A 25,755-nucleotide genomic window follows, 5' to 3' on the forward strand; every position below is an offset into this window, starting at 1 on the left:
AATGAATGCCATGCTTATAGCTATCAACTTGGAGAAGAGGTTGGAGCAATGAAGATTCTAGTTCTTGGTGGTGGCCCGTCCGGTTTATATTTTGCCATTAGTATGAAGCTTCGGGATGCCTCCCACGATATTACGGTAATTGAACGTAATAAGTCGGATGACACCTTCGGTTGGGGCGTGGTTCTCTCTGATGAAACCCTTGATAATCTTCGTGCTAATGATCCCGTGAGTGAAGAGGTGATTCGCTCCCACTTCGCTTATTGGGATGATATTGCAGTCTATCATGGGGGTGTCAGAACTGTTTCTTCAGGACATGGTTTCTGTGGCATTGGGCGCAAACAATTCCTCTTAGATTTACAAGCTCGCGCTCTGCAGCTGGGCGTCAAAATCAACTTTTCCACTGAAGCCGAAAGCGCTGATCATTACATGCATGACTATGACCTAGTCGTGGCTTCCGATGGCTTAAATTCTAAAACCCGTACTAATTTAGCTGAGCATTTCCAACCCAATATTGATGTACGTTTGTGCAAATTCGTCTGGCTGGGTACACATCAAAAATTTGACGATGCCTTCACCTTCATTTTTGAAAATACTGAACATGGCTGGGTGTGGGCGCACGCTTATCAGTTTGATGCAGATACCGCCACTTTCATTGTCGAATGCCGCGAAGAAACTTGGAATAAGTTCGGCTTTGGCGACATGACCCAAGATGAAAGTATTGCCACCTGTGAACGTATCTTTAAAAACTATTTAGGTGGTCATAGCCTGATTAGCAATGCACGCCATTTGCGTGGTTCAGCTTGGTTGAATTTCCCTCGCGTCCTTTGTGAAAAATGGCATTATAAAAATATTGTGCTATTAGGTGATGCCTCAGCAACAGCACACTTTTCGATTGGTTCGGGCAGTAAATTGGGGATTGAATCCGCCATTGCTCTAGCCAATCTCTTACACAGCGAAACCAGCATGGAGCAAGCTTTCGAGCGCTACCAAGAAGAGCGCCGTCTGGAAGTATTACGCTTACAATCTGCCGCACGTAACTCAATGGAATGGTTTGAACAGGTCGAGCGCTATCTGGATCTTGATCCGGTGCAATTCAACTATTCTTTGCTGACGCGCTCGCAGCGGATTAGTCACGAAAACTTGCGCTTACGTGATCCTAACTGGGTAGAAAGCGCCGAGCGTTGGTTCCAAACACAGGCAGGCAATCCCGGCTCTAAGCGCGCACCGATGTTTGCGCCCTTCCAATTACGCGATATGCAGTTAAAAAATCGTGTCGTTGTTTCACCGATGGCGCAATACAAAGCCGTCGATGGCTGCCCCACTGATTGGCATTTTGTGCATTATGCAGAGCGGGCTAAAGGTGGTGCTGGCTTGGTTTATACCGAAATGACCTGCGTTAGCCCCAGTGGACGCATCACACTGGGTTGCCCCGGTTTATACGCCCCCGAACATGAGGCCGCATGGAAACGCTTAGTCGATTTCGTCCATCAAGAAACCGATGCAAAAATCTGCTCACAGATCGGCCATTCTGGACGCAAAGGTTCGACTAAGCTTGGTTGGGAAAAGATTGATGCGCCGTTAGACTCAGGTAATTGGCCGCTGATTTCCGCTTCAGCCATTCCATTAACGCCTGACAACCAAGTGCCCAAAGCGATGGATCGGGCAGATATGGATGCAGTGCGTGATCAATTTGTAGCCGCCGCACAAATGGCTGAGCATGCTGGCTTCGATATGATTGAGATGCACGCTGCCCACGGCTATCTGCTCTCTTCCTTTATTTCGCCAATGACGAACACGCGCACCGATGAATACGGTGGCAGCTTAGACAATCGCATGCGCTATCCGCTAGAAGTGTTTAAAGCGATGCGTGCAGTGTGGCCAGAAAACAAGCCGATGTCGGTGCGGATTTCTGCAAATGACTGGGTGGGTGAAGCCGGTATTACCCCAGAAGATGCCGTCGAGATTGCCCGACTGTTCCATGCGGCAGGTGCTGACATTATTGACGTCTCTGCCGGCCAAGTGACCAAAGAAGAGAAGCCGGTTTATGGGCGGATGTTCCAAACACCCTTCTCAGATCGGATTCGTAATGATACCGGCATTAAGACCATGACTGTGGGCAATATCTACGAGCCTGATCATGTGAACTCGATTTTGATGGCGGGTCGGGCGGATTTAGTATGCTTAGCGCGTCCGCATTTAGCTGATCCCTATTGGACGCTACATGCAGCGATTCAAATTAATGATACCGAAGAGCAGTGGCCTGCTCCTTATCGTGGTGGCCGCGATCAGTTATTACGGATTAAAGATCGGCCTAAGGATACGATTCACGCATGAGCACTCCAAGCTTAGCAGGCAAACGTGTACTGATTACGGGCGGAGGCTCCGGTGTAGGAGCCAATATGGCCTTAGCCTTTGCCCAAGCCGGCGCTGAAGTCATTATCACCGGGCGGCGTTTGCACGCTTTAGAGCAAGTCGCCGCTCAACATAATGCTATTCGTGCGATTGCAGCGGATGTGACCGATGAAGCTAGTGTGCAAAGCTTATTTGCACAGGCAGGTTTGGTCGATATTGTGATTGCGAATGCAGGGGCCGCTGAATCAGCGCCTTTAGCTAAGACCTCGTTAGCGACTTGGCAGAATATGCTGGCGGTGAATTTAACTGGGGTATTTTTGACCCTACGCGAAGGCTTGAAGCAAATGCAAGAGCGTCATTGGGGACGTTTGATTGTGGTTGCCTCCACCGCTGGTTTAAAGGGTTATGCTTATGTTGCACCCTATGCAGCCGCTAAACATGGCACTATTGGCTTAGTGCGCTCTTTGGCTTTGGAAGTAGCGACTAAAGGCATTACGGTAAATGCGCTCTGCCCTGGGTTTCTGGATACTGAAATGACCGAGCGCAGTATTGCGAATATTATGCAGAAAACTGGACGAAGCCGCGAACAAGCACTGGCTGCTTTAGCGTCAGGCAATCCACAACAGCGCTTAATTCAGCCTTCTGAAGTCTCTAGTGCCGCTTTGTGGTTGTGTGCAGCGGGTTCAGAAGGCATCAATGGGCAGGCACTGGCCATTGCCGGAGGAGAAGTATGAATAAGGACGACTCCAGCTCCAAACAGCGCTTACGCTTATGGTTAAAGCTCTTACGCACCACGCGCAGCACTGAGTCTGAACTTAGAGAGTTCTTACGGGTTGAGTACGACACGACTTTGCCACGCTTTGATGTAATGGCTGCTTTAGATCGGGCACCGAAAGGTCTCACCATGACCGAGCTATCCCGCTATCTGTTAGTCTCAAATGGCAATGTCACCACTGTTGTGGATCGATTAGTGCAAGATGGTATGGCCTTACGCGAGCAACAAGCCAATGATCGACGGAGCTTACGAGTGTTCTTAACTGAGCTAGGCCAGCAACAATTTGCAGCAATGGCTAAAGCGCACGAGGCCAAAGTCAATGAATTATTCGCAGACTTTAGCTCACACGATATTGAGCAATTGCTCAGTCTATTAAAAGCACATGCACACAAGGAGACTGCCCATGAAGAGCATGGCCTCGCTTGAACCTAAATATTTTCGTTGGCAGATGCAAGGTCGAGTCGCGGTTATTCGCTTAGATCGACCTGAGCGGAAAAACCCACTCACCTTCGACAGCTATGCTGAATTACGCGACACCTTCCGGGCGATGGCTTATGCGGAAGATGTGGATGCGGTCGTGTTTGCCTCAAATGGCGGTAACTTCTGCTCAGGTGGCGACGTACACGAAATCATTGGCCCCTTAGTGCAAATGGATATGAAAGGCTTATTAGCCTTTACCCGCATGACTGGCGATCTAGTCAAAGCCATGCTGCATTGCCATAAGCCTATCATTGCTGCGGTGGAAGGTATTTGTGTGGGTGCGGGTGCGATTATCGCGATGGCATCTGATCTACGTTTAGGCACACCAGAAACTAAGACTGGCTTTCTGTTTACCCGCGTGGGTTTAGCCGGCTGTGATATGGGAGCTTGTGCGATTCTGCCGAGAATTATTGGCCAAGGTCGTGCGGCTGACTTGCTCTATACCGGACGGATGATGAGCGCGGAAGAAGGCTATCAATGGGGCTTTTTTAACTCACTACATCCCGCCAGTGAAGTAGAAGCACAAGCTTTGCAATTAGCACAACGCATTGCGGCTGGCCCTACCTTTGCAAATGGCATTACCAAAACCCAACTAGCGCATGAGTGGAATATGTCGCCAGAACAAGCGATTGAAGCCGAGGCACAAGCGCAAGCGATTTGCATGCAAACTCAGGATTTTGAGCGCGCTTATCATGCCTTCGTGAATAAGGGAAAACCCGTTTTCGAGGGTAATTAAATGGCAGATAAAAGCTTCCTGCACTGGCCTTTTTTTGAACCCAAGCACCAAGAGCTAGCAGCGCGCTTAGAGACTTGGTGTCAACAAGCTTTGCCCGTAGATCACCACCATACAGATGCTGCCTGCCAAGCTTTAGTGCAAAGTCTGGGTGCTGCGGGCTTTTTAGAATATACCGGTGCTAAGACGGGCGAAACGCTGGATGTTCGCACCCTTTGTTTAATTCGTGAAACCCTAGCCCGTCACGATGGTTTAGCCGATTTTTCCTTTGCGATGCAAGGCTTAGGCATGGGCGCCATTAGTCTGTTTGGTACTGCAGAACAGCAACAATGGCTGGATAAAACTCGCAAAGGTCAAGCGATTGCCGGCTTTGCCCTCACTGAGCCGGCCTCAGGCTCAGATGTAGCCAGCATGACTACCGCTGCACACTGGGATGGCGAAAACTTCATTCTTAGCGGTGAGAAAACGTATATTTCCAATGGCGGCATTGCGGATGTCTATGTGGTCTTTGCCCGTAGCGAAAGCCCTGAACAGGCAGCCGGTGCGCGGGGTATTTCGGCTTTTATTTTGCCGGCTGACCGTGAAGGTTTCGAGGTGGTTGAACGGATTGAAACGATTGCACCTCACCCATTAGCACGCTTGCGCTTCAATCAAATTCGTTTACCAGCAACGAGTTTGATTGGCAAGCGTGGTGATGGTTTTAAGATTGCCATGTCAGTGCTCGATGTTTTCCGCTCCACCGTTGGTGCTGCTGCTTTAGGCTTTGCACGGCGTGCTTTAGATGAAACTTTAGCACGTAGCCAGCAGCGGCAATTATTTGGCGCACCGCTATTTGATTTGCAGATGGTACAAGGCCATATTGCCGACATGGCCTTGAATATTGATGCAGCCGCTTTATTGATTTATCGCGCTGCTTGGACTAAGGATCAAGGTGCCGCTCGGGTTACCCGTGAAGCTGCAATGGCCAAACTCTTTGCCACCGAAACAGCTCAACAAGTGATTGACATGGCAGTGCAATTACACGGTGGCGATGGTGTGCGCAAGGGCACGATTGTCGAAAGCCTTTATCGAGAAATTCGCGCCCTGCGTATCTATGAAGGCGCATCAGACGTACAAAAAACAGTCATAGCTCGCCAAACATTGCTTAATTTTGAGCAAGGAGAATCGTGATGCTCGGACCGACAGGCCATATAGATACCTTCACCCGCGACAATTTGCCGCCCGAAGATCAACAACCCAGTTTTTTACTCGATCAGTTTCAATATCCCGATTATGTGAATGTGGGCGTAGAACTCACAGATAAAATGGTCGAGCAAGGCTTTGGCGATAAAATCGCTCTGATCGGCAATGGCCGCCAACGCAGTTATCAAGAACTCGCTACATGGACGAATAAATTAGCCAATGTGTTAGTCGATGACTTGGGCGTTAAACCCGGCAATCGCATTCTGATTCGCTCAGCGAATAACCCTGCCCTAGTTGCTTGTTGGTTAGCAGCGACTAAAGCTGGCGCAGTGGTGGTGAATACTATGCCCATGTTGCGTGCAGGTGAGCTGAAAAAGATCATTGATAAAGCCCAGATCACCCATGCTCTATGTGACACGCGCTTGATGGATGAGCTGATCGACTGTGCAAAAACCAGTGAGCACTTAAAATATGTCGTTGGCTTTGACGGCACCGCACATCATGATGCTGAATTGGATCGTGCTGCTTTAGCTAAGCCTGATACTTTTGAAGCGGTTAAGACTGGCCGTGATGATGTCGCCCTACTAGGTTTTACTTCAGGTACAACCGGTGATCCTAAAGCCACGATGCATTTCCATCGTGATTTACTGATTATTGCCGATGGCTATGCCAAAGAAGTCTTAGGCGTAACCTCTGATGATATTTTTGTTGGCTCACCACCTTTGGCTTTTACTTTTGGTTTAGGTGGCTTAGCGGTATTCCCTTTACGCTATGGGGCGACTGCCACTTTGCTCGAAACGGCATCGCCGCCTAATATGATCAATATTATTGAGACTTACAAAGCGACCATCTGCTTTACCTCACCCACAGCTTATCGAGCCATGATGCGTGCGATGGATCAAGGGGCTGATTTATCTTCTTTACGCTGTGCCGTCTCAGCCGGTGAAACCTTGCCAGCCCCCGTATTTGATGAATGGCAGCAGAAAACTGGCAAGCCTATGCTTGATGGAATTGGCTCAACCGAGATGCTGCATATTTTTATCAGCAATCGCTTTGAGTCTGCACAAGCAGGTTCAACTGGCTATCCGGTCACAGGTTATGAGGCTAAGATTGTTGATCACAATATGGATGAAATGCCACGTGGCGAACCCGGACATTTAGCAGTACGTGGCCCGACGGGTTGCCGCTATTTGGCGGATAAACGTCAAGCCAATTATGTGAAAGCCGGCTGGAATGTGACCGGCGATACCTTCATTCAGGATGAGCAAGGCTTCTTCCATTTCGCTGCCCGCAATGACGATATGATTGTCTCATCTGGCTACAATATTGCGGGGCCTGAAGTAGAAACTGCCTTGCTTGCCCATCCTTATGTAGTGGAGTGTGCTGTGGTGGGTGCGCCGGATGTGGATCGTGGTTTCATTGTACAAGCGCATGTCGTGCTGGAAGCCAATGTGGCAGCTGACTCAACCACCATCAAAACACTTCAAGACTATGTGAAGCAAAGCATTGCGCCCTATAAATATCCGCGTTCGATTGTCTTCACGGATGCCTTACCCAAAACCGCAACGGGCAAGATTCAACGCTTTAAATTGCGCCCACAAGCTGCTGCAAGCACCACTGATTTTGTAAAAACAAAAACATATTTCCATCTGCCCGCAGGTGTGATTTATCTGGACGGTAACTCCTTAGGCCCTTTACCAACCAGTGTGAAAGCCCATTTGGATAAAGTGGTCGAACAAGAATGGGGCGAACAACTAATTCGCGGTTGGAACACCGCTGGTTGGTTTGAGCAACCACGCCGCGTTGGTAATCGCATTGCTAAACTGTTAGGAGCAGCCGATAACACAGTTGTGATGGGCGATACTTTATCCATCAAGGTCTATCAAGCTTTAGCTGCGGCGCTAGCACTCAATCCAGAACGTAAAGTCGTTTTATCGGATAGCGGCAATTTCCCGACTGATTTATACATAGCAGAAGGTTTACTGAAATCGCTGGGTCAAGGTCATGTCCTCAAAACACCCGAACCTGAAGCCGTTGAAGGTTTGATTGATGAGAGTGTGGCCGTATTGATGCTCACACATGTCGATTATCGAACTGGGCGCATGCACGACATGAAACGCTTAACTGCTAAAGCGCATGCACAGGGCATTATTGTGATTTGGGATTTAGCCCATTCTGCCGGTGCCGTGCCAGTAGATTTAACCGAAGCTAAAGCCGACTTTGCCATCGGTTGCACTTACAAGTACTTAAATGGTGGCCCAGGCTCTCCTGCTTTCATTTATGTTGCGCCTAAACATGCCGAGATTGCCTTACCTGCTTTATCCGGCTGGATGGGACATGCTGCCCCATTTGAGTTCAATTTGAATTATCAGCCTGCAGAAGGAATTCAACGGATGCGGGTAGGCACACCGCCAGTGCTCGCCTTGTCTGCTTTAGAAGCAGCCTTGGATGTTTGGGACGAAGTGACCATGCCAGAAGTGCGGGGCAAATCGATCACTTTGAGCGAGCTGTTTATCAAGCTAGTGGAAGAAAAATGCCCAATGCTCACCCTTGCTAGCCCACGTAATCCCGAAGAGCGCGGCTCACAGGTTTCCTTCCGTTTTGAACAGGCTTATGCGGTGATGCAAGCTTTAATTGCACAGGGTGTGATAGGTGATTTCCGCGCACCTGACTCGATTCGCTTTGGCTTTACCCCACTTTATATTGATGAAACGGATGTAAAACAAGCCGTTGAGGTCTTAGCTAAAGTCATGCATGAGCGTTTGTGGGATAAACCTGAATATCAGCAAAAGGCTGCAGTAACATGAGTAATAGCCCATATGATCCAGCACAAGACGGTGCACAGATGTCTTTTGATGGGCGTATGTCGTATGGCGATTACTTACAAATCGATACGCTCCTCAATGCCCAACAGCCGCTGACCGATAAACATGATGAGATGCTGTTTATTATCCAGCATCAGACTTCAGAGTTATGGATGCGGCTGGCAGTTCATGAGCTAACCGCTGCACGCCAAGCTTTGCGGGATGGCCGTTTACCCAATGCTTTTAAGATGCTGGCACGGGTAGCGAGGATTTTTGAACAGTTGAATAACGCTTGGGATGTACTGCGTACCATGACCCCCAGCGAATACACTCAATTTCGTGAGCAGTTGGGGCAAAGTTCGGGTTTTCAATCACATCAATATCGCCAAATTGAATACATTCTAGGTAATCGCAATGAGGCGATGCTGCGCCCCCACGCACATCATCCTGATGTTTTACAGCTTTTAGAAAAGGAACTCGCACAACCCAGTTTATACGATGAAGCTTTACGCCTAGTGGCTGCAGCGGGTATCTCGATTCCACAGGACGTATTGGGGCGTAATTTACGTCTACCGCATCAAGCGAATGATACCGTCATGCAAGCATGGAAAGTGGTTTATCAAAACACCGAGCGCTATTGGGACTTATACCAAATGGCTGAAAAACTAGTGGATTTTGAAGATTACTTCCGACGCTGGCGCTTTAATCATGTCACGACTGTAGAGCGTATTATTGGCTTCAAGCGTGGCACCGGCGGTACAGGTGGAGTTTCGTATTTGCGGCGTATGCTTGAGGTCGAATTGTTTCCTGAACTTTGGCATGTCCGTACCATTTTATAAATTTCGCGCTGAGATAAAAACATGAGTCAAACGAACGAAACACCGCACGAATTTTTACACCCTAAACATTGGAAACCTGCGATTGGCTATGCCAATGGGGTCGCTGCTAAAGGCCGCATGGTATTTTTGGGTGGACATATTGGCTGGAATGGCCAACAAGAATTTGAAACGGATGATTTTGTTGAGCAAATCGAGCAAACCTTAAAAAATATTGTCGAGGTTTTGCAAGAAGCCAATGCCAAACCTGAGCATATTGTACGTATGACTTGGTATATCACTGACAAGCGCGAATATTTAGCCAATTTGCGTGAAATTGGCCGTGTCTATAAACGGATTTTAGGCGCGCATTTCCCCGCGATGGCAATGGTACAAGTAGTTGCTTTAATTGAAGATCGGGCAAAAGTGGAAATTGAGGCGACGGCAGTATTGCCAGAATAAAATCGCTGGAATGACCACCGCTCTTGTTGGAAGAGCGGTGGGTTTATCTACTTATAATCAAAAGAGCAAACTCACTCTTTTTTCAAGAATTACAAGCTAGCTTAAGCCTAATCAGCCAAAAACGGATAATCCGTATACCCCTCAGCACCTGGTGTATAGAAAGTTTTAGGATTGGGTGCGTTCCAAGCAGCCCCTACCCGAATGCGTTCTGGTAAATCGGGGTTGGCTAAGAAACCTGTACCAAATGCCACAGCATCGACTTTACCTGCTTGAATAGCTTGCTCGGCTTCTTCAGCGCTGTAACCCATATTCGCGATGATCGTACCTTGGTATTTTGCGTGGAATGGCGTTAATACATCCCCTGTTTGTGCCGCAAAGAAATCCGCACGCATGATATGCACATAAGCTAGATTAAAGGCGTTCAACTGCTCTGCCAAGAAATTAGCTAATATCACTGGATTGCTATCCATCATGCTGTTATAGCTATTTAACAGGGATAGACGTAAACCTACCCGCTCGCTACCAATTTCAGCAGAAACTGCGTTGAGTACTTCAAATAAGAAGCGCGCGCGATTTTCAACCGAGCCACCATAGTTATCTGTACGTTTATTCGAACCATCACGTAGGAATTGGTCGATCAAATAGCCATTTGCACCATGCACTTCCACACCATCGAAACCTGCATGGATAGCATTGCGTGCTGCGTGGACAAAGGCTTTGACTAAACTGGGGATTTCATCAACTTGCACCGCACGTGGAATCACATAATCAGCTTTACCTTGTGGTGTATGCGTATCACCTTCAATGGCAATTGCACTGGCTGAGATGGGTTGTTGACCATTACACATATTTGGATGGGCTGCCCGCCCTGCATGCCAAATTTGTAGGAAAATTTTACCCCCCTTGGCATGTACTGCTTGAGTCACTTGTTTCCAAGCTGCGACTTGCTCATCTGAATAAATGCCAGGCTCCGCAATGAACGCTGAAGTGTTCGGCAGAATCATGGTGCATTCGCTAATGATCAGACCAGCACTCGCACGTTGCGCATAATATTCAGCCATTAATGCATTGGGCATATGCTCGACTCCCGCTCGGGTGCGGGTTAATGGCGCCATAATCATACGATTAGGAATCGTCAGTGAGCCGAGTTGCAGTGGTTCAAAAAGCTTCATATTTATCCTTTCTTGGTTATTTTCTGTGCCCAAAGCATAGACTGAGCCTTGATGCCTGCCAAAAGGCTAGAATTTTCGTAGGGTTAGCAGAGAAGTTAAAATAGTCATAACTATAGGTTAATACTGTTGGTAAGCACTTAAACTATCTTTAAAGAAAAGAATGATAGGCAGAGAAGAACTTATGAATGCGCATCTCAAAAAGCTCCTTATCACCGCTAGCAGTACGCTACTACTTACTAGTTTAGCTCCTGTGACTCAGGCTAAAAAGGGTGACGATGATCGTCAGGGTGATCGGGTGGTTTTCCAAGGCATCGTGCAAAGTAAACCGCTCGGCGGCTTACATGGTACTTGGCGAATTGCGGGTAAAACCGTGCGCACTCATGCAGGTACTCAATTTGATCAACTGGATGGCCGTTTACAAGTAGGCGTCTGTGCCAAAGTAAAACTACGCAATGGCAAAGTTCACGAGATTGATAGTGAACCTGCTCACGATTGCTAACTAAACCCTGAACTGTTCACTCAACCACCAGTCGCATTCATGTGCCTGAATAAGACTGGTTTGGCTTGCAGATTAAACTCGTGTCCTTGTGGTTTAATCTGCATAGCCTTTTCCAAAGCCTCGTACAGCGGTTGATCATCTAAAGGATAAGCACGCAGCACCCGCCGTAAATCGACTGAATGCTCCTGCCCTAAGCAGAGCAATAAACGCCCTTCTGCAGTAACCCGCACCCGATTACAATCCCCACAGAAATTATGACTATGCGGCGAGATAAAGCCCACTCGACTTGTATGATCAGGAAAAGCATAATATTTCGAAGGTCCCCCCGTTTGCTCAGCAATCGGTTGCAAATCAAAGCGGGTGCGCAAATCCCGTAAAATTTCATCACTGGAATAATAAGCCTCAGCACGATCATGCTCGCCGATAACTCCCAGTGGCATCTCTTCAATGAAGGAAATATCACAGCCTTTAGCACGCGCAAACTCGACTAAATCAATTACTTCATCATGATTGCGATGTTTCAAAATGACTGCATTCAGCTTAATCCGTTTGAAGCCTTGGGTTAAAGCTGCGTCAATCCCTTTTAAAGTCTGCTCAATTTCACCCGTGCGGGTGAGTATTTTAAACCGATCTGGTTTTAGGGTATCAAGGCTGATATTAATGCGGGTAATGCCAGCTTGCTTTAAAGCAGCAGCATATTTAGGTAGCTGGCTACCATTAGTGGTGATAGTGAAATCGCGCAAACCTTCAAGCTGGCCTAAATCTTCACAGAGTTGGAGCACATTACGTCGGGTCAGTGGCTCGCCACCCGTGAGGCGAATTTTGCTAACACCATAATGTACAAAAGCGCGCCCAATCCGGCTCATTTCCTCTAAAGTCAGTAGCTGCTCACGTGGAACAAACACCATATCCTCGGCCATGCAATAGACACAACGAAAATCGCAGCGATCGGTCACTGATAAGCGCACATAATGAATACGCCGCCCAAAACGGTCGATCAGCTGTCGCTCGGACATGATTTCCTCCTACGGATTTAGTCTGGCTAGTTTACAAATTTATTTTACGCCCTTTTAAGCTTAGCGGGGAGTTTGCTGTATTAACGTATGTATTTAACTAACAGCTCAACAGCCTATCCGCTGGCAACTGACTCAATACCGTTCTAACCCGCTCCTCCACCGAACCTGACACCATCCGATAAGGAATCTGCCGCTCTTTGAGCTGCTGCAAAATAAAAGCTTGGAATTCACGTTGATTGGTTTCGCCCGAACGTTCCCAAGTATCTGCATACGGGAAATCAATATCACAGACCCATACTTGCGCATAACGCTGCCAACCTTGTTCAGCCAGCTGCGTTAACTCCGGCAAAGCAAAGCCGTGATAATAATGTGCAAAATGCCAAGTGGTGAAAGCATTAGTGTCACAGATTAAATAGCGCTTGGCTTTGAGCGCAGCTTGATCTTCTAGTTGCAGATGAGTTTGTGCGATCAGTAATAACTCCTCAGATTGCAAACGCCGATCTTGTTGATGTTGTTCCCAATAGGTGCGCCCGTATTCCTCCATCCATTCGGTCTGCAAAGCCTCAGCCAAAGCTTGAGCTAAAGTGGTTTTTCCTGCAGAAGGGGCACCGAGTAGGACGATTTTTTGCACTAGGCTCTGATACACAATAGGGTTTAAATACTGCTGCGCTAAATTCCAATCTTGGCGAATACGGGTGGCACTGATCGGCACAATCTGCCTTGGCATATCCACCCGCACATCAATAGCACCCAGCGCTTTACTGACATGCTCTCCGTAAGGTTCGCTACTAAAAAAATGCGTAACTTTACGCCCTGCCAAAATTTGCAAAATATAGTTTTCTTGTGCGCGCATAATTGCAGCCGTATAGCCTGTTTCTTTGGGGCCATCGGGTGCGGGTAACACTTCAATTTGTGGATACAGCGCCTGTAACCAGTGCACCCGCTCTGCCAAACGCACTAAAGGCAACTCATCACAGGCATAGATAATCACGATTAAATGATCGACCTGCGCCAAGGCCGTCTCAAGCATGAACTGATGGCCTTGATGCAAAGGGGCAAACTTACCCAGAGTTAAACCAACCTTATACATAGCTAAGCTCAGCCTTGATTTGGGCTTGATAACGCTTCCACCAACTGTATTGACCGATGCTAGCCATTACGAAGAAGCAGCTATATAGCAGGGTGGTCGGTGATAAGCCTTTTTGGAAATACACCCAAATTGCTACCGCATCGACCGCAATCCAAAACGCCCAGCTAAACAATTTGCGTTGAGTCAAAAGCCATTGCGCGACTAGACTGGTGCTTGCTACAAAGGAATCCGCATACGGCAGGCTCGCATCGGTATGCGTCAATAGCCAGCCCATCCCAAAAGCACCTAATAAAGCAGCCAAAGCCCAGAGGGCATACTGCCAAGAGATACCCAAGTCTACGACTAATTCCTCTTGTTGATCCTGATGCTGCAACCAAGCCCACCAACCATAGGCCTGCATAAAGATATAAATAATATTCAAGCCCATATCTGAATAGAGCTTGGCTTGCCCAAAGATATACACATACAGAATCACCTGAACTAAACCTACTGGCCAAGCCCAAATGCTGCGCTGGATATACAATGCCACACAGATAAAGCCCAAAATCGTCCCCGCCCACTCAATCGGCGAAGCACCAGCAAAACCCAATAGCCAATCGGTTAAACTCATACGGCTCCCCTTAACTGTGTGCGCACTTGCATCAAAGCAAATCCCAATAAATTCTGTCCACGCCAATGCTCTGGATGATTGGCATTAGGGTTATTCGCCTCCATACCAATCCCCCAAATGCGATCATAGGGACTGGCCTCTACGATCACTTGCTCACCCGTGTTCAATAGAAACTCACGCAAGGCTAAATTCTGACTAAACTTGCCCAAGTTGCCTCGCACGACATAGTCAAAACAATATTGTTGCCATCGTTCTTCATCAAAATTTTTTACCTGACGCCCAAGCTGTTTTGCTGCTTGTGGCGAGGCACTTGCGAGGATGGCTGCAAAGGTTTCCTCATCAGAAAATAGCCGTGCTTTTTGCGCCATCATGTAATGTTCGGCGCTTGGATAATGCAGCTCATCTAGCATAAAACTGGCAGGAAACCATTGGCTTAAACAGCTTTTATCAATAGTTTCTGCCTTTTGCGTATGCCCCCAAAAATGCAGATACTGCACGCTGTGACCTTGGCGGAGATACTCAAGCAGCTGCTGCCGATTAGTCAGTAAATTAACCATATAATTTGCCTTTTTATTAAACATAAACTAAATCATTAGGAAAACAAACAGACTGGCTCGAAAACTAGTCTGATTTTCCGGGCTTGAAATCGCTCTAAGCATCCTTAATTTTTATGCTAACTATTCACAAGGAGGCCGTTGTATGCACCCCCCACTGATTGTCGACGATAAATTAGTTGCTGAAGCGCGTATTGCTGCTACTGTCATGGGCAAAAACCTCAATCAATTGGTGAACAACTATTTAGAAACCATGATTCACGAACAAAAATCTGCCTCTAGCTTTGCTGAATTTGCTTTCCTCAGCGGTCAGAGCAAACAACACACTTGGTCTTTTAATCGAGACGAACTACATGAAAGAACGTAGTTTTCTCGATACCAGCATTTTGCTATACACCGATGACTCACAAGCCCCCACAAAACAAGCTAAAGCTTTAGCCTTGTTACAAGCGGGCTGGGCGAGCGGTAATGCGGTGATTTCTACTCAAGTCCTGCGTGAATACTTCTCGGCAGCGACGCAAAAATTAGGTTTACCCATTGACCTTGCTCAGCGCAAAATCGAGCTAATGGCGAGTCAAATGGAAGTCATGAGTATCGACTCCGATGACATTCTTAAAGCCATTGAAATCAATAAATCGCAGGGCTTTAGTTTCTGGGAAGCACTCATTATTCGCATGGCCCAGAAAAGTGATTGCACGATCCTCTATTCCGATGTCATCCAGCCTCAACGTACCTTGGCAGGTCTAGAAATCGTCAATCCCTTTCAGAGTTAATCTGTTGGGATAGCGGCGTAATGCTGCTATCCCTCATTGACAGACCAAACAACCTTGAGTTGGTGCTACCCCGACTGTTACCACTGTCCCTGAATTAAACGCTAAATAATCCGCTTCAATCCCATCAGAAAAGACCACACCATTTTCTGGCATTTGCGATTCAATGCGTAAAGGTGTGTGCTGAGTGATCCCACCAAACACTAATTTCACCCCTGTAGTTTTACTCGGGAAGGGTTCGCGCACGGTGAATTGTAAACGGGGAGCATCCCAAGCAAATCCCTCCAACAACTCATGTTTGTGTTGATGGGTTACACCTAAAGCACCGGCTAAAATCGAGCGAAACCAGCCACTCGAACCAAAGCCCGTCGAGACAATAATCCCTGAAGACGATTGCAGTTCACGCTGCCTTTCCCATTCCAAGGCATAACGCGCTGAAGTATGCGTTTTTGGGCCAAGGAACACATCATTCACGGCTAATAAGCGCTGACCATCATTGGTTTTCGCCTCGGCAAAGGTAATAGTTTTAGTAACCGCTGTTTTTGTCATTGTTTTTATTAAGGCTTGATTTAAATCACCGATTTCAAAAGGCAGTAATTTACCATCCCAGCGCTTAGGATCAGGATTAATCGCAATCACTGGTTGACCTTGCAAATACTTCAAGGTATTCGCTACTAAACCATCTTGGCCAATCACGATAATAATATCCGACGAACCAAACTGATAACTTGGCAATAAAGAGCGTTCCAAACTTTGAAAGCGCCCTAAAGGTTTTAAAATCTGCTCAGCTTCACGCAAGCGCTGCTGGTATAAATCATGTTCAGTTAAATAATCCTGAGCATCAATCTGATTATGCTCTAAATAAAATTTAGCTTGCGGCCAAGTATTAAAACGCTCCACTAATTCTTGTAAACGGGTTTTACGCGTGATTAGGATAAAACGAAAGCGTTGCTGGCTAATGCTACTCAAACCCATGGTTATTTAGCTCGCTTCATTAATTGGCCGAACAAATCAGGACTAATATTTAACTCGCCAATCTTATTCGCATTCTGTGCCAAACCTTCAAACGCCAACGCCATTAATTGCTCGGGTTGCATTTGCGCTAAGGCCATCGCTTTTAAATGCTCAACCGGCAATTGCTTGAAAGCATTCATTTTGGTCGACACCGCATAAGCCTCCGCATCGGCCTCTTTTTGGCGATTTTCCATTTGTGTATTCACCAAGTCTTTGCGCTGAGTTTCTTCCGCAATCCGTGCTTGCAAACGTTCGCGCTCGGTTTCGGCTTGAGCACGCAATAAAGCCCGCTCATTTTCAATGCGCGACTCTTCAATTTCCTGCTCTTTTTGCTGTACTAATAGCGCAGTATTTAATTCGGCCTCGCGAATCGTGCGTTCTTGTTCCACCGCCGATTTACGCCGCGCATAAATTGCATCATCGGCTTCTTTCAGAATCATTTCGCGCGCTTCTGCTTCCAAAGCGCGGGTTGTTTCCGGCGTAGGCAAAATCGCACTAATCGATACCTCTAATAATTCAATCCCCATCGCTTGCAAAGTTGCGTCACTGCGCGCTTGATCGTGGACATAGTGCGTTAAAGCTTGGCTTATGGTTAAAGCACTGCGCAAATCAGTGGCTTGAATCTGGCTTTGAATCGACGCTTGTACCACACGCAAGACGCGATCTGATAACTTCAAAGGGTCTTCTGAAACATAATTCGTGCCATTTTTTACCAAAGTGAAGTTCAACATCCCTGCCATTTTCAAAGCATCAACAATCTGATAACTGATCTGCCCTTGCACGGTTAAAGCCTGAAAGTCCTTGGTTTGTAAGTTAAAAATAAAGGGAGCTTCTTGCACATTCACTGGCACCGCCGCAATCGAACTATTGACCGCATTATAGAAAAAGCTTAAACCGCGACCATGTTGCTGCCTTGCCTTTATTAGTTTTGATCGCGTATGTGGATGCGTCCGCTTTGTAATATTGAATGCCAAACATGAGCTTTTCTCCTTTTATGTCTTATAGTCACTTTATGCTTTACATAGTGTCTTATTGACTCTAATGTGTCAATGAGTAAGTGTCTTAAAGACAATAAAAAGCTTGAACTGGCCGACCAAGCGTATTAAGGTGAGGTTCTTGTTCCAGAATTTGCTGAAAACATGACCGAATACACTGATGAAGTTAGTTTTTTAGCTCACTACAACCGCCGCGAGTTTGATGCCCCCTTGCTCACCGTCGACCCTGTGCTTTTCACCTATCACGAAGCACAACTGAAAGTGCTATTAGTTGAACGTTCGGCTTATCCCGAACGCGGCTTATGGGGCTTGCCGGGTGGCTTTGTCGATATGGCAAGCGACCAAAATTTAGAAGCAACCGCACAACGCAAACTGCGAGAAAAAACCAGCGTTACCCCGCCCTATTTGGAGCAACTGTATAGCTTCGGCTCGAATACCCGCGACAAACGCGGTTGGTCTGTGACCGTGGCCTATACCGCCTTGATGGCTTATCAAGAATGTGCTGCACATATTGAAACGGTCAGCGATGCGAAATGGCAGCCGCTGGATCACTTAAATAACTTGCCGCTAGCTTTTGATCACCGCCAGATTATTGAATTCGCTCGCGAACGCTTACGCCAAAAAGCCCTGTATTCCATTGTTCCGGCTTACGCTTTGCCAGAGAAATTTACCTTGCCGGAATTACAGCATTTGCATGAAGTTTTATTGGGAAAAGCCCTACAAAAGAAATCCTTTCGACGGCGAATTGAGGACGCGGAATTGCTGATAGATACGGGAGAAAAGCGTTCGGATGGGAATGGGCGGCCTGCGGTGTTGTATCGGATGAAAGAAGGGTCGGGAGGGTATACATTTGTTAGGAATTTGGCGGAGTGACCATGAATAGTTTATTAGAAAGTTTCAAAGGTTGAATAATTGTATGTTGAATTTACATATCCTTGCCATTGAAACCGGCAATGAAGCTCATGCTATTCGAGCAGCTGCTGAACATTGGGAGTACAAAGTTTCTATCACTTGGGTGGGTCACCCTGATCAAGTTGTTGAATTCCTTCACTCATCGCCACCAAACAAGATAATTATTTTATCGGCGCATGGCGATGAAAATGGGATTTACTTGCCAAATCTTGCCGAAGATATAACGACAACTTACCCTTATCGTAATCAACTTAAACCAGAGGATTTTCACAACTTCCTTCGCTTGAACGATAATGAGGTACTTAATCTATCTTGCAAAGGTGGCACACCCGCATTAGCTCAGGCGTTTCTCGATCATGGGGCAAACTGCTATATAGGTGCTACAGATTATCCTGATGGCAATGCTGCTTTAATGTATAGCCTTGAATATCTATATAATCGAGCCTCAGGCTTAACTCCACAATATGCTCATCAACTTTCTATAAAACACGATGATGATCGAAATCAATTTTACTTTTATAACAAAGAAATTGATTCAGGCAATTAAAGCGAATAAGAAATAGTCTTAAAGTTTGTATAGCAAAAATGGTGGGCTAAAAGTTCATCCCATCATAAATTTCTTTAGTATTTAAAATCATCGTAGGACAAAGCAAACTCAACTCCGCCCCCAAGTCATTAAACTGCTGTAATTCCCAAGCGCCATCACTCGCTCGCGTCAGCATATCTACCTGCACTTTGTCCTGAGCCACAATCAAATAAACTTGCACTGAAGGAATCGCCTGATACGCCAAAGATTTTTCTAAATAATCTTTGCGTAAAGTTGAATCAGAAGTGACTTCGACAATTAAACAAGGTTTTTCTAATACATACTCATCTGTTTCGTTAGGATCGCAACCGACTACGACATCGGGATAGTAATAACTGTGATATTTATCTGAATGTACTTTCATATCACTGATATACGCCGTACAAGCTGAGCCTGTTGCCATCACAGCACGATAAATATTGCCTGCAATTCGATTATGGCGCTTACTCGCGCCTGCCATCGCATAGATACGCCCATTCATATATTCGTGACGCTCGTTAGCCAAGAGTTCGCCCGCCAAATAGTCAGCTTCACTGATCAATCGATTGGAGGCTGTTAGTGCAGTATTCATCGAATAACTCGGGGTAAAAGCTTATTGGCTTTATAGTAGCACAGAGAACTAGTTGCAACTGCCCTAGTAACCGGCACAACTTAGGGTGAGGCTCTCAAACCTCACCCAAGCAGCAAAATATTATTTAAGGCTATTCAACCACCACTTTAGTTGAAGCGCTGCGCCCAAAAGTTTCTGGCGCATACATTTCCTCCGCCTTAGTCGGAGGTACGATGAAGCTGCCCGGCGTCGTGGCTTTGGCAACATAGCGATAGGTATAAACACCCTCTGGCAAAACCGAAGTGAACGCTTCCACGCGCTCATCCCGTAAGTTTTGCTGTTCATACCAAGTGCTTAGCCAACTAAAGTGCATCGGTGCAAGCTCAGGCTCTTCAGGGGCTTGCTGCGAACTCACTGCTAAGGCCGGATTCACTGCCTCCAAACCGGCAGGTAGTGGATCAACTAAAGCCACATGATAGCGTTCAGCATTTGCTTGCATGGTCAAAGTAACTTCCACGCGACTACCGGCCTTAATCTGCCATGAGCCATCCGCATTTTGCTTCACATCGTCTGGCTTATCTAAGCCACGATAGCTGCGTGAAACGGTAAAGCCATGTTCAGCAGGCTTCAGCTCTAAGTCTTGCGGTGCATAATTCAGACCCAAGCGATAGTACAAGCGCCCTTGGCCTTGTTTGTCAAGTACTAAATCGCGACGCGCCTCACCTTTCAGCAGCCAATCCATAGGAATAGCCGTTTGCTGGCTATCCGTTGAACGACCCTTGAAACTATGTTCACCTGCAAAATCCTTACCTAGCCAAGCTTTTGCCACAAAATCAGGGGTTTGCTCTTCATAGGTTTGAAAGTATTTATCCAAAGCTAATAACACAAACACATTATCTTGGGTTGAACCCCAATGACCTTGAGTACGTTTAGACTGCAAAGCCTTAACTAATTTAGGAATCAAATCAGACTGCGGCTGATCCTTAATTAAGGCCTCAAGCACAATACCATTGGCTGCACGCTCAGCATGCATGACCCAATAGCCACCCGCATTCAAGTCACTCTTAATCGCAGCACCTGCCGCCGTTTCAGTAGTACGATTCATTAATTCACGCATGAGCGCTTGGCGTTGTTGATTAGCTGTAGTGTCGCCTGCTAATACCGTTAATAACCAACCTAAGGCTTCACTCGGTAATTTAGCTGCACCCCCCGCTTTGTTAAGTAACGCAATAGCTCCAACCCGATCATGATCACCAGCCAATTCACGCACATATAAGCTATACGCAGTGATATATTCGCGTACCTCTTTGGAATATTCATTAGGAAAATGCTGATCTAACTCACGGAGATAGTTCAAGCCCGCTGCTAAAGCCTGCTCATTCACTGCATAGCCTTTAGCCTTCGCACGTAGCAGTGCATGCACCACATGGGCGGTAACATAAGGCCAATCTTGCCCACGATCCCACAAGCTAAAACCACCTTCGGACGTTTGTCGTTGTACCAACAAAGCTAAATCACGTTGCATACTTTGTTGAATCGCTTCCGGGCTAGGTAAATCTTTAGTTTGGAAAGCTTGTAAGACATCCTTTAAAGCACTAGTGCTTAAGACACGGGATGCAACTTGCTCACTACAACTGAAAGGATAATTTTGCAGATAAATATAAGCATCAGTTAACGACTGTAAAGCAGTCGAACTAGTAGTAATTTCCAATTGACCAAATTCTGAAATCACGTCCTTAGGTGCTTCAATCGGTTGGCTAAGCGCGCCTTGATCTAAGACACCGTAAGTAGCAAAAGCTTCTGTAGTCGCAGGGGTCCAAACCGGCAAACTGCCATTGGCTGCATCACTCAAATCATTCGCTGCGGCGGCAATTTGATAATGCGCTTGCCCTGCTTTTAAAGTTCTAGCGGGGAAACGTACTTCTACGCGCTGATTAGCAGGCAGGTCAAGCTGATACCCTTGGGCTGCAGTCAACTCTAAATTGCTGGTATCCAAGGCAATTTGCACGGGTAGCGCTTGATCAGTTTGGTTTTGCAACACTACAGGGAACTCAAAGCTGTCCCCATAATTCAAGAAGCGCGGCGCACTTGGACGTATCATCAACGGTTTACGTGCCGTTAAATGCGCTTCCCCTTTGCCATAATAAATCGCATCTTGCACTGCTATAGCCATAATGCGATAGCGGGTTAAATTATCAGGCAATTTAATCGTGGTACTGACTTTGCCATTAGCATCCGTTTGCAAGCTCGGGACAAACGCAGCGAGTGGATTAAAATTCGTGCGTAAATTAATGGCCGCATTCGCGCTGGATGCAGGGCTTGCTGCCGCATCAGCTGCGGCATACATGACCATTTTGGCCTCAACCGGTTGTCGGCCTCGATACGCACCCTTAGCCTTTACTAGCGGAACTACAGGAGCTGCTGCCAATCTAGCCCCACCATTGGCTTGTTCAGCTTGCATCATAGCATCCATCTTATCTGTGTTCAGTTCGCTTAAACTGGGTAATAAAACTGAAGAACGTAAAGACTGTGGTTGTGGATAAGCCTCAGCCAGCGGATAAAAAATATCCAAAGGATCAACCAATTTATAATTACCCGCAGCTAAAATTGCCTCATCCACTACGATTAAAGCAAGCTCGGCATTCGCAACCGGCTGGCCTTGTTGGTTTTGAATACTCAGATTAATCGCTGTTTCTTCCGCAGGGGCTAAAGTTTCTTTTTCTGGGCTAACTTCTACCTTAAGAACTCGTTCCGCTTTAGAAATTTTTAAACTGAGATTACCTGTAGCAAAAGCCGGGCGTTCTGGGAGTGGCTTAGTTTTATCGCTATCAAAACGAGGCGCTTTACCCGTTAACTCAACCTGCAATTGCACATTGGGTAGCCACTCAGACTTCAAGGGTAATTCTAAAATATGGCTATTCCCCTTGATGCTAAAACGTTGTTCAGCTAATAAACCATTATGATTGACGAGTAATAAACCTTCAGCATCCTTGAAAGGTGCTTGGATTAACAGCTTTGCGGTTTCGTTCGGTGCATAAGCTTCTTTGTCTGCAATTATCTGTACCTGTTGAGCTTCTACCGTGGTTGCAGTTGGAGTTTCGACTTCCGTTTCACCACTAACCCAGCGCGTAATACGGCTCATATTCCGCCGCCCTGCTTGATCCATAGTGGTTGCAGTAATTAGATATTGCCCCGCAGCCGCCATTTTAAACTCACATTCAGCTAGGCCTTTGGCATCGGTTTTTATCACGCAACGCTGTGGATTTTTTAAAGCTGAACCATTCGGGTCTTTAGCAAAATCAGCGATGCCAGCCTCCAGCACTACCGGCAGATTGGCAAGCTCTTTACCTTCAATATCGGTCGTTAAGAGTTGAATCTTCAATGGCTGATTTTGCTCAACAAAATAGCTCTCGGTTTTCAAGCCGACATAAGCCGTACTAGGATGGATCAGCCATGTACTAGAAGACACCCATTCCTGCCGATTCACATCACTAACCCGTGCTTCTGCGGTCATCGACACGGGCAAAGCGTATTTAGACAACTCAGGCTGAATCAGTAATTGCTGGCGACCTTCACTATTGGTTTTACTTTGGAAATTAGCGGAAACATTCGAATTGGGTGGCATCCACCAACGCATCCAATACGGCTGCACCAAACCAAACGCCCACTCATCCCGATTCGGTGGAGTATACGTTTGTAAACTAGCATTTAAACTCCAATTCACAGGTGCTGCTGCCAAGCCACCACCTGCGTAGTAGTTGGCATTCGCGGCTAAATGAATGGCGGCATTACCAATATAAGGCTCCGCATTAGTTAGCTCCGTTTTGACTTCAAATTCTGGAGTCCGGAATTCTTGAATCTCGAAATTATGGTTATAAACTATCGATTCCGCCTGATTAGGCACGCTCAAATTAAGCGTAGCAGTCCCTAAACTCGGAGTATCCGGTAGGTTAAAATCTAAATTAAAGCCCCCTAAACCGGTAAATACCGTTTCACCACTAGCTATTTTATTACCGGCACTATCTAGAACTTCATAGTTTAATTTTGCAAAGTCTTTAGGCAGAGTCAAAGGGCTAGCTGGGCTAGAATCACGCATCCGTAACCAGCCTTTGAGATGCACTTGTTCATTCGGACGATATAAATGCCGATCATCCAGCACATACCAAAGCCATTGATTCGTTAGCGCGGTAGGTTGCCATACATTAGTTGCCCAAGCGTATTCACTCTCGGGTAGGAGCGCGACATCATCACCGGCTTTTGCTTCTAACCAGCGAGTCGGGCTATTACCATCTGGAATAACTGAATTCACCGCAGGTATATTGCTGGCGGGAGTTAAATACTTGAGTTTCGCTAACCCTTGAGCATCGGTTTCTTGTTGATTCGCCTCGCTACTCTCTGAGCTATGCAAGCTTAAAGCAACTTTATCTAAGGCTTTACCGCTAAGCAGTTCACCCGCCCAAGCAAGTAATTGATCGGGATAAGCATAAGCATCTAAACCGATCTGTGTACCTTGCACCCAAACTAGTTGGGGTTGTGGTTCACCATCAATCGGCCGCGGCTTAATACTCGGTTTACCCGGCTCTACCAACACAACTAGATGACCTAATTTACCAGCCTTCAGCCACTGTCCTAATTCAAGCGGGGTAACGACAAAGTGATCGGTTTGATCTTTGATAGTTAATTGCTGCGTACTGACCGTCTGGCCGGGCAGCTTAAAAGGCGGCGTAATTTGCCGACTATTCATTGCTTGCAATAAATTAGTATAAGCAGGCCAATCACTAGGCTCTACCTTTTGAATGGTCACCTTAACGGTTTGATAGTTGGTCGTGTAGAGTGGCAATTGTGCTGGCAGACTTGGATCTAGCGTCACTAGATTTTTGCTCACCAAACTTAAGGTGGCAGGGCTTTTGGAAATTTTGATGTTAAAGCTTTGCTTCTTACCTAAGGTTTGACCGTGAGTATCTCTTAACTCAGCTGGTAGGCTAATCGTGTAGGTGCTATCGGCTTGCCAAGGCCCTTGAATCCATAAACTATTACCATTCGCTTGCACGGACTTACCAGGTTGCGGGCTAACCTCGATGAGTTTGCTTAAATCCTGTTCTGGTGCTAGTTCATTATTAAACTGTACGGTAATCAGATCATAGCGAGTGCAGCGACCTTCATAGCCACAGGTTTTTTCTACTACCTGTAAAGGCGCATAAGTGCTGAAACTATAGAGCGTTTGAGCAGGTGCTAAGCGTGGCCCTTCCGCAGAAGGCGCTTGGGCTGCTAGTTTCACGGTCACTTTAGTTTTTGGTGAGAGAGGCTGCGCTAACTTTAAGACTAGATACTGTTCAGGTGTAGCATTTTTCACTAGATCGTCTAGCTCAGTTGCCGCTTTAATTTCATCAACGGCGGCTAAGCGTAGCTTGACTGGTGTGCCATTGGCCTCTGCTCGAATAAAGGGCAATAAAGCTTTTGGATCAATGCGTTGGTTGAAGCTTAAAAATAAATTTGGCGTAAGCCCCACGGTATCACCGCTTGGATAGCTTTGCTCAAGCTGCAAAGTTGGCGTCTTGAAGCTCCACTCCAATGGTTTAGTTAAACGAGTCCCGTCCGTAGCCTGAGTTTCAGCAGGAACGGTCAATTTAAACTCAGTCGCCATCGGTAAACGCACGCCACCTTTAGCCTCAAACAGCAAAGTTTGTGTACCCGCCCAACGCCAAGTTCCCTCAATGGTCGGCGTCATTTTCACAGGCACTGACTCAGCAACTGTCTGATTCTGCGTGGATACTGCAACCATTGGGCGATCAAAAGACAGGCTGATTTGCTGAACTGTTTTTACTGCCCCCTGTGGCGCATAGCGTGTCACAGTTAAAGGGCCAGCCTTCGTGGGAGTTGGAGGAGCTGTTTCTGCATTTGCTGCAGGAGGGAAACTTTGCTGAAGCGTCTCTCCTACCTTAGGGGGTGGCTCACTACTAGGACGTAAGGCAAAGGGCCTTTCATCCGCAGTCGTTGGTAAAGGCGGTAGACGACCCAAGAGTTTTCTAGTTTCTGCATCCGTGAGTGGCTTTGCCTCGACTACAGGTATGGTGTCCTCCGTACTGCTAGCACTACTGGGTTCTTCAGTAATACGGGCGGGAAACTCCGTTAAGCTCGGACTACCTTGAATAGGCTCTAATTCCGCTGCGGGTAAATTAGTGATGCTCATGAGGATACAAGTCGCTATAAAGTTTATTTTCTTCAGCAAGGACATGAATCAATCTGCCTTTAATATTATTTATTGAGATACATTGGCACTAAACGATCTTAGCACCACAAACAGCTCGCACTTGCTAACTTAGAATATAACTGGGTTTAATAAGTTCAGATAGTTATTCATTCGAAACTTTTTTGGAAAAACTA

At 46.7% G+C, this 25,755-nt stretch carries 22 protein-coding genes; 13 read left to right on the plus strand and 9 right to left on the minus strand.

Translation table 11 applies throughout. The features are described 5' to 3' along the window. Positions 1-48 precede the first annotated feature (48 nt). Genes Q0230_RS11150 through Q0230_RS11185 form a run of 8 tightly spaced genes read left to right on the plus strand, consistent with a single transcriptional unit; the run spans position 49 to position 9,603 of the window. Complete coding sequence (locus Q0230_RS11150; protein WP_298610107.1) at positions 49-2,334, plus strand: bifunctional salicylyl-CoA 5-hydroxylase/oxidoreductase; 2,286 nt, start codon at positions 49-51, stop codon at positions 2,332-2,334. Beyond that, positions 2,331-3,086, plus strand: coding sequence for an SDR family NAD(P)-dependent oxidoreductase (locus tag Q0230_RS11155; protein ID WP_298610108.1), 756 nt, complete (start codon positions 2,331-2,333; stop codon positions 3,084-3,086). The genes Q0230_RS11150 and Q0230_RS11155 overlap by 4 nt, the downstream gene beginning before the upstream one ends. Next, positions 3,083-3,553, plus strand: coding sequence for a MarR family winged helix-turn-helix transcriptional regulator (locus Q0230_RS11160; RefSeq protein WP_298610109.1), 471 nt, complete (start codon positions 3,083-3,085; stop codon positions 3,551-3,553). Before Q0230_RS11155 ends, Q0230_RS11160 begins: the two co-directional genes overlap by 4 nt. Continuing rightward, positions 3,531-4,343 carry an enoyl-CoA hydratase family protein gene (locus tag Q0230_RS11165; RefSeq protein WP_298610110.1) on the plus strand — a complete coding sequence of 271 codons (813 nt, stop codon included), beginning with the start codon at positions 3,531-3,533 and terminating at the stop codon, positions 4,341-4,343. The genes Q0230_RS11160 and Q0230_RS11165 overlap by 23 nt, the downstream gene beginning before the upstream one ends. After that, on the plus strand, positions 4,344-5,510 hold the full coding sequence (locus tag Q0230_RS11170) for an acyl-CoA dehydrogenase family protein (protein WP_298610111.1): 1,167 nt from the start codon (positions 4,344-4,346) through the stop codon (positions 5,508-5,510). Then, entirely contained in the window at positions 5,510-8,329 is a 2,820-nt protein-coding gene (kynU, locus tag Q0230_RS11175; protein WP_298610113.1) for a kynureninase, read from the plus strand. The genes Q0230_RS11170 and kynU overlap by 1 nt, the downstream gene beginning before the upstream one ends. After that, a complete protein-coding gene (gene kynA / locus Q0230_RS11180) occupies positions 8,326-9,165 on the plus strand; it encodes a tryptophan 2,3-dioxygenase (protein ID WP_298610114.1) in 840 nt (279 codons plus the stop codon). Before kynU ends, kynA begins: the two co-directional genes overlap by 4 nt. Positions 9,166-9,186: 21 nt before the next feature. Then, the gene (locus Q0230_RS11185) at positions 9,187-9,603 is read left to right on the plus strand and encodes a RidA family protein (RefSeq protein WP_298610115.1); all 417 of its coding nucleotides are present in this window, start codon (positions 9,187-9,189) and stop codon (positions 9,601-9,603) included. Positions 9,604-9,710: 107 nt separating this feature from the next. Here Q0230_RS11185 and Q0230_RS11190 read toward each other — a convergent pair whose 3' ends face one another. After that, on the minus strand, positions 9,711-10,775 hold the full coding sequence (locus tag Q0230_RS11190; protein ID WP_298610116.1) for an alkene reductase: 1,065 nt from the start codon (positions 10,773-10,775) through the stop codon (positions 9,711-9,713). 181 nt (positions 10,776-10,956) lie between these two features. Here Q0230_RS11190 and Q0230_RS11195 point away from each other — a divergent pair, with 181 nt between their 5' ends. Continuing rightward, complete coding sequence (locus tag Q0230_RS11195; RefSeq protein WP_298610117.1) at positions 10,957-11,274, plus strand: hypothetical protein; 318 nt, start codon at positions 10,957-10,959, stop codon at positions 11,272-11,274. A 20-nt stretch (positions 11,275-11,294) separates the two neighbouring features. On the opposite strand, the gene moaA is transcribed toward Q0230_RS11195, so the two are convergent. The 4 genes from moaA to Q0230_RS11215 form a co-directional block, all read right to left on the minus strand. Then, positions 11,295-12,290 carry a GTP 3',8-cyclase MoaA gene (gene moaA, locus Q0230_RS11200; protein WP_298610118.1) on the minus strand — a complete coding sequence of 332 codons (996 nt, stop codon included), beginning with the start codon at positions 12,288-12,290 and terminating at the stop codon, positions 11,295-11,297. Positions 12,291-12,387: 97 nt separating this feature from the next. Next, positions 12,388-13,380 (minus strand): AAA family ATPase, encoded by a 993-nt coding sequence (locus tag Q0230_RS11205; protein WP_298610119.1) that lies wholly within the window; start codon positions 13,378-13,380, stop codon positions 12,388-12,390. Then, positions 13,373-13,990 carry a nicotinamide riboside transporter PnuC gene (gene pnuC, locus Q0230_RS11210; protein ID WP_298610120.1) on the minus strand — a complete coding sequence of 206 codons (618 nt, stop codon included), beginning with the start codon at positions 13,988-13,990 and terminating at the stop codon, positions 13,373-13,375. Before pnuC ends, Q0230_RS11205 begins: the two co-directional genes overlap by 8 nt. Then, positions 13,987-14,547, minus strand: a complete 561-nt coding sequence (locus Q0230_RS11215) for an NADAR family protein (protein ID WP_298610121.1) — start codon at positions 14,545-14,547, stop codon at positions 13,987-13,989. Before Q0230_RS11215 ends, pnuC begins: the two co-directional genes overlap by 4 nt. Before the next feature lie 142 nt (positions 14,548-14,689). Between Q0230_RS11215 and Q0230_RS11220 the strand changes: the two genes are divergently transcribed. Together Q0230_RS11220 and Q0230_RS11225 are read left to right on the plus strand one after the other, a co-directional pair. After that, positions 14,690-14,911 carry a hypothetical protein gene (locus tag Q0230_RS11220; RefSeq protein WP_298610123.1) on the plus strand — a complete coding sequence of 74 codons (222 nt, stop codon included), beginning with the start codon at positions 14,690-14,692 and terminating at the stop codon, positions 14,909-14,911. Beyond that, entirely contained in the window at positions 14,898-15,317 is a 420-nt protein-coding gene (locus Q0230_RS11225; protein ID WP_298610124.1) for a PIN domain-containing protein, read from the plus strand. Before Q0230_RS11220 ends, Q0230_RS11225 begins: the two co-directional genes overlap by 14 nt. A 33-nt stretch (positions 15,318-15,350) precedes the next feature. On the opposite strand, the gene Q0230_RS11230 is transcribed toward Q0230_RS11225, so the two are convergent. Together Q0230_RS11230 and Q0230_RS11235 are read right to left on the minus strand one after the other, a co-directional pair. Beyond that, positions 15,351-16,289 carry a sugar kinase gene (locus Q0230_RS11230; RefSeq protein ID WP_298610125.1) on the minus strand — a complete coding sequence of 313 codons (939 nt, stop codon included), beginning with the start codon at positions 16,287-16,289 and terminating at the stop codon, positions 15,351-15,353. A 2-nt stretch (positions 16,290-16,291) separates the two neighbouring features. Continuing rightward, complete coding sequence (locus tag Q0230_RS11235; RefSeq protein ID WP_298610126.1) at positions 16,292-17,302, minus strand: SPFH domain-containing protein; 1,011 nt, start codon at positions 17,300-17,302, stop codon at positions 16,292-16,294. 165 nt (positions 17,303-17,467) lie between these two features. On the opposite strand from Q0230_RS11235, the gene Q0230_RS11240 reads away from it, so the two are divergent. Together Q0230_RS11240 and Q0230_RS11245 are read left to right on the plus strand one after the other, a co-directional pair. Beyond that, entirely contained in the window at positions 17,468-18,196 is a 729-nt protein-coding gene (locus Q0230_RS11240) for an NUDIX domain-containing protein (protein ID WP_298610127.1), read from the plus strand. Between the two features lie 43 nt (positions 18,197-18,239). Beyond that, entirely contained in the window at positions 18,240-18,782 is a 543-nt protein-coding gene (locus Q0230_RS11245) for a hypothetical protein (RefSeq protein ID WP_298610128.1), read from the plus strand. A gap of 46 nt (positions 18,783-18,828) precedes the next feature. On the opposite strand, the gene Q0230_RS11250 is transcribed toward Q0230_RS11245, so the two are convergent. Both Q0230_RS11250 and Q0230_RS11255 read right to left on the minus strand, forming a co-directional pair. Then, positions 18,829-19,392, minus strand: coding sequence for a Uma2 family endonuclease (locus tag Q0230_RS11250; RefSeq protein WP_298610129.1), 564 nt, complete (start codon positions 19,390-19,392; stop codon positions 18,829-18,831). Positions 19,393-19,522: 130 nt separating this feature from the next. After that, positions 19,523-25,561 carry an alpha-2-macroglobulin family protein gene (locus Q0230_RS11255; RefSeq protein ID WP_298610130.1) on the minus strand — a complete coding sequence of 2,013 codons (6,039 nt, stop codon included), beginning with the start codon at positions 25,559-25,561 and terminating at the stop codon, positions 19,523-19,525. Between the last annotated feature and the right edge of the window lie 194 nt (positions 25,562-25,755).

This window comes from uncultured Thiothrix sp. (genome assembly GCF_937876535.1).
GTDB lineage: Bacteria > Pseudomonadota > Gammaproteobacteria > Thiotrichales > Thiotrichaceae > Thiolinea.

What these genes read in the sequence shown, in the direction of transcription:
- Q0230_RS11150 (WP_298610107.1), top strand. Translation starts at nt 49, where the DNA reads ATGAAGATTCTAGTTCTTGGTGGTGGCCCGTCCGGTTTATATTTTGCC.
- Q0230_RS11155 (WP_298610108.1), top strand. Translation starts at nt 2,331, where the DNA reads ATGAGCACTCCAAGCTTAGCAGGCAAACGTGTACTGATTACGGGCGGA.
- Q0230_RS11160 (WP_298610109.1), top strand. Translation starts at nt 3,083, where the DNA reads ATGAATAAGGACGACTCCAGCTCCAAACAGCGCTTACGCTTATGGTTA.
- Q0230_RS11165 (WP_298610110.1), top strand. Translation starts at nt 3,531, where the DNA reads ATGAAGAGCATGGCCTCGCTTGAACCTAAATATTTTCGTTGGCAGATG.
- Q0230_RS11170 (WP_298610111.1), top strand. Translation starts at nt 4,344, where the DNA reads ATGGCAGATAAAAGCTTCCTGCACTGGCCTTTTTTTGAACCCAAGCAC.
- kynU (WP_298610113.1), top strand. Translation starts at nt 5,510, where the DNA reads ATGCTCGGACCGACAGGCCATATAGATACCTTCACCCGCGACAATTTG.
- kynA (WP_298610114.1), top strand. Translation starts at nt 8,326, where the DNA reads ATGAGTAATAGCCCATATGATCCAGCACAAGACGGTGCACAGATGTCT.
- Q0230_RS11185 (WP_298610115.1), top strand. Translation starts at nt 9,187, where the DNA reads ATGAGTCAAACGAACGAAACACCGCACGAATTTTTACACCCTAAACAT.
- Q0230_RS11190 (WP_298610116.1), bottom strand. Translation starts at nt 10,775, where the DNA reads ATGAAGCTTTTTGAACCACTGCAACTCGGCTCACTGACGATTCCTAAT.
- Q0230_RS11195 (WP_298610117.1), top strand. Translation starts at nt 10,957, where the DNA reads ATGAATGCGCATCTCAAAAAGCTCCTTATCACCGCTAGCAGTACGCTA.
- moaA (WP_298610118.1), bottom strand. Translation starts at nt 12,290, where the DNA reads ATGTCCGAGCGACAGCTGATCGACCGTTTTGGGCGGCGTATTCATTAT.
- Q0230_RS11205 (WP_298610119.1), bottom strand. Translation starts at nt 13,380, where the DNA reads ATGTATAAGGTTGGTTTAACTCTGGGTAAGTTTGCCCCTTTGCATCAA.
- pnuC (WP_298610120.1), bottom strand. Translation starts at nt 13,990, where the DNA reads ATGAGTTTAACCGATTGGCTATTGGGTTTTGCTGGTGCTTCGCCGATT.
- Q0230_RS11215 (WP_298610121.1), bottom strand. Translation starts at nt 14,547, where the DNA reads ATGGTTAATTTACTGACTAATCGGCAGCAGCTGCTTGAGTATCTCCGC.
- Q0230_RS11220 (WP_298610123.1), top strand. Translation starts at nt 14,690, where the DNA reads ATGCACCCCCCACTGATTGTCGACGATAAATTAGTTGCTGAAGCGCGT.
- Q0230_RS11225 (WP_298610124.1), top strand. Translation starts at nt 14,898, where the DNA reads ATGAAAGAACGTAGTTTTCTCGATACCAGCATTTTGCTATACACCGAT.
- Q0230_RS11230 (WP_298610125.1), bottom strand. Translation starts at nt 16,289, where the DNA reads ATGGGTTTGAGTAGCATTAGCCAGCAACGCTTTCGTTTTATCCTAATC.
- Q0230_RS11240 (WP_298610127.1), top strand. Translation starts at nt 17,468, where the DNA reads ATGACCGAATACACTGATGAAGTTAGTTTTTTAGCTCACTACAACCGC.
- Q0230_RS11245 (WP_298610128.1), top strand. Translation starts at nt 18,240, where the DNA reads ATGTTGAATTTACATATCCTTGCCATTGAAACCGGCAATGAAGCTCAT.
- Q0230_RS11250 (WP_298610129.1), bottom strand. Translation starts at nt 19,392, where the DNA reads ATGAATACTGCACTAACAGCCTCCAATCGATTGATCAGTGAAGCTGAC.
- Q0230_RS11255 (WP_298610130.1), bottom strand. Translation starts at nt 25,561, where the DNA reads ATGAGCATCACTAATTTACCCGCAGCGGAATTAGAGCCTATTCAAGGT.